Raw genomic sequence first — 2,856 nt, forward strand, 5'->3', positions numbered from 1 at the left:
GTAAGCGTAAAGCCAGCGCCGTCTAGACTCTGCTCGCAGCACCATCCATGATCTAATTTTGGCACGGCATTTGTGCCCACAAATTTTGATTATGGACACAAATTTTCAACCAGTCACTTCCACCAATTCACGTGGTCACTACCGTCAGCATCCGCTGGAGTTCAAACGTGCCTTGGTGGCATTGTCGCTGCAGCCAGGTGTTTCGGTGGCGCGCATTGCGCGCGACCATGGCGTCAATGCCAACCAGGTGTTCAGCTGGCGTCGGTTGTATCAGCAAGGACGTCTCGGTGCAGCGGCGTTAATGCGCGACGATGGTCTATTGCCGGTGGTGCTGGCGTCAACGGCGCCGGTCCCGGGCGGCACCGCCGCCAATACCGACGGCATTGTCGTGCTGGAGGTGGGCCAGGTCCGCGTGCGTATTGAAGGCCAACCAAATGCGGCCACCCTGGCGCAAGTGCTGGATCGGGTGCTGCGATGATCGGCCTTCCTGCCGGCACAAAGGTCTGGATCGCCGCCGGTGTCACCGATATGCGCTCCGGCTTCAATGGCCTGGCGGCGAAAGTGCAGATGGCGCTGGAGGAAGACCCGTTCAGCGGCCACGTGTTCGTGTTCCGTGGCCGACGCGGCGACCTCATTAAACTACTGTGGTGGACTGGCGATGGTCTGTGTCTGTTGGCCAAGCGACTTGAGCGTGGTCGCTTCATCTGGCCGCAGGCCAGCAACGGCTCGGTGGCGCTGACGCAGGCGCAGCTGTCGATGCTACTCGAAGGCATAGATTGGCGGCGGCCGGAACGGACCTGGAAGCCCACGTCGGCCTTGTAAACGTAACAAGCCTCGCGTAAACTTGGCCCATGCTCAGCCCAGCCGACCTGCCCGACGACATCGCCGCCTTGAAGGCGTTGCTGCTCACCCAAAACGAGGTGGTGGAAGGTTTGCGCGAACAACTGAACACGCGCGCTGTCGAAATCGAACACCTCAAGCTGCAGATCGCTAAATTGCGGCGCATGCAATTTGGCCGCAAGTCGGAAAAACTGGATCATCAGATCGAGCAGCTGGAGCTGCAACTGGAAGATCTGCAGGCCGATGAGGCCGAGGCGGCGCGCGAGATGCCGGCCGCCGATCAGGCGCCACGTAAGAAGTCCGTGCGCAAGCCCTTGTCGGAGCACCTACCGCGTGACGAGAAGGTGTATGCGCCGACGGCCGATGCCTGTCCGGCCTGTGGTGGCGGCCTACGGCCGCTGGGTGAGGACGTGGCGGAACAGCTGGAGTTCGTGCCGGCCAGCTTCCGTGTAATCCGTCATGTGCGCCCCAAGTTGGCATGTTCCTGCTGCGACACCATCGTGCAGGCACCGGCACCAAGCCGGCCGATTGAGCGCGGCATCGCCGGCCCTGGTCTGCTGGCGCATGTCCTGGTGGCGAAGTTCGCCGATCATTTGCCGCTGTACCGTCAGGCTGTCATCTACGCTCGTGAAGGCGTCGACCTTGATCGCTCCCTGCTGGCGAGTTGGGTCGGCGCCGCCAGCGCGCTGCTACGTCCATTGGTGGATGCCATTCAGCGGCACGTGCTGGCGGCATCGAAGCTGCACGCCGACGATACTCCGATCCCGGTGCTGGCACCCGGCAACGGTAAGACCAAGACCGCACGCCTGTGGACCTATGTGCGCGATGACCGGCCAGCCGGCGACGCGACGCCACCAGCGGTATGGTTTGCCTACACGCCCGACCGTAAGGGCATCCATCCTCAGACCCACCTGGCCAAATTTGAAGGAGTACTGCAAGCCGATGCCTATGCTGGCTTCAACGCCTTGTTCGAGGACGGTACGATCCGCGAAGCTGCATGCTGGGCGCATGCACGCCGCAAGTTCTACGACCTCCACGCGGCACGACCAACAGCATTGACCACTGAGGCGCTGCGCCGCATCGCCGAACTGTACGTGATCGAGGCAGAGATCCGGGGCAGGCCGCCCGATGAGCGCAGGCAGGCGCGGCAAGTCCGCGCGCGGCCCTTAGTCGATGATCTCGAACGCTGGCTCCATGCCACGCTCGACACCTTGTCACGTAAATCCGACACAGCGGCAGCCATCCTGTACGCGCTCAAGCTTTGGCCGGCACTGCAGCGCTACTGCGACGACGGCGCAATCGAGATTGATAACTCGGCGGCGGAACGTGCCTTGCGCGGCGTGGCCATTGGCCGCCGCAACTACCTGTTTGCAGGCGCCGACAGTGGCGGCGAGCGCGCCGCCTCGATCTACTCTCTGATCGGGACCGCCAAGCTCAATGGTGTCGACCCTGAGGCTTGGCTACGCCACGTGCTAGCCCGCATTGCCGATCACCCCGTCAATCGCGTGGACGACTTCCTGCCTTGGAACTGCGCCGATCAGCTCACGGGTACTTCGTCGTCGGGGGACTCCCAGTCTTCGTAGGTGATCGGCTCTTTAGCAGCCATGTCCCATACCATCGAGTGATACTGGACATCGAACCAATCCTTGAACATCTTGAATGTACGCCTCTGAGGCCACCAAGACTCGACCGTGTACCACTCCGCGAGAAAACCTTCAAAGAACATTTGCCATCTGCGCTGCACCCACTTCTCAGCATCCTGCTGACCATCAAGATCATCAGAAATGAGAAAAGCATTCTGTTCAAGGCGCAGCTGATCAAGCGTCAGGTTTGGCGGATTCGGATCGACGCGTTTAATCCAGTCCAGGACCGGCTGCTTGGGCATCAGGATGATCAGGTGACGGTTGATCGTAAAGCGGGGAGAGTTGTGCATGGCAAGACGAGTGCGGAAAAGCTTCCATTTTAGCTCCCACTTAATGACAAGCTGCGCAAGACGGCGTCACGTTGACGCTTACG

4 protein-coding genes are annotated in these 2,856 nt (G+C 61.1%); 3 read left to right on the forward strand and 1 reads right to left on the reverse strand.

The features are described 5' to 3' along the window. Positions 1-91 precede the first annotated feature (91 nt). The 3 genes from tnpA to tnpC are packed head-to-tail and all read left to right on the forward strand — an operon-like array spanning position 92 to position 2,423. Positions 92-478, forward strand: coding sequence for an IS66-like element accessory protein TnpA (gene tnpA / locus BUA36_RS31485; RefSeq protein ID WP_072791142.1), 387 nt, complete (start codon positions 92-94; stop codon positions 476-478). Continuing rightward, on the forward strand, positions 475-822 hold the full coding sequence (gene tnpB, locus BUA36_RS29805; RefSeq protein ID WP_072791145.1) for an IS66 family insertion sequence element accessory protein TnpB: 348 nt from the start codon (positions 475-477) through the stop codon (positions 820-822). Before tnpA ends, tnpB begins: the two co-directional genes overlap by 4 nt. Positions 823-851: 29 nt before the next feature. Next, positions 852-2,423, forward strand: a complete 1,572-nt coding sequence (gene tnpC, locus BUA36_RS29810) for an IS66 family transposase (RefSeq protein ID WP_072791148.1) — start codon at positions 852-854, stop codon at positions 2,421-2,423. Here the strand turns inward: tnpC and BUA36_RS29815 are convergent. Further along, positions 2,378-2,773 carry a hypothetical protein gene (locus tag BUA36_RS29815; RefSeq protein ID WP_072791150.1) on the reverse strand — a complete coding sequence of 132 codons (396 nt, stop codon included), beginning with the start codon at positions 2,771-2,773 and terminating at the stop codon, positions 2,378-2,380. The two genes, tnpC and BUA36_RS29815, sit on opposite strands and share 46 nt — an antisense overlap. Between the last annotated feature and the right edge of the window lie 83 nt (positions 2,774-2,856).

Source organism: Duganella sacchari (genome assembly GCF_900143065.1).
In the GTDB taxonomy this organism is placed as follows: domain Bacteria; phylum Pseudomonadota; class Gammaproteobacteria; order Burkholderiales; family Burkholderiaceae_D; genus Rugamonas; species Rugamonas sacchari.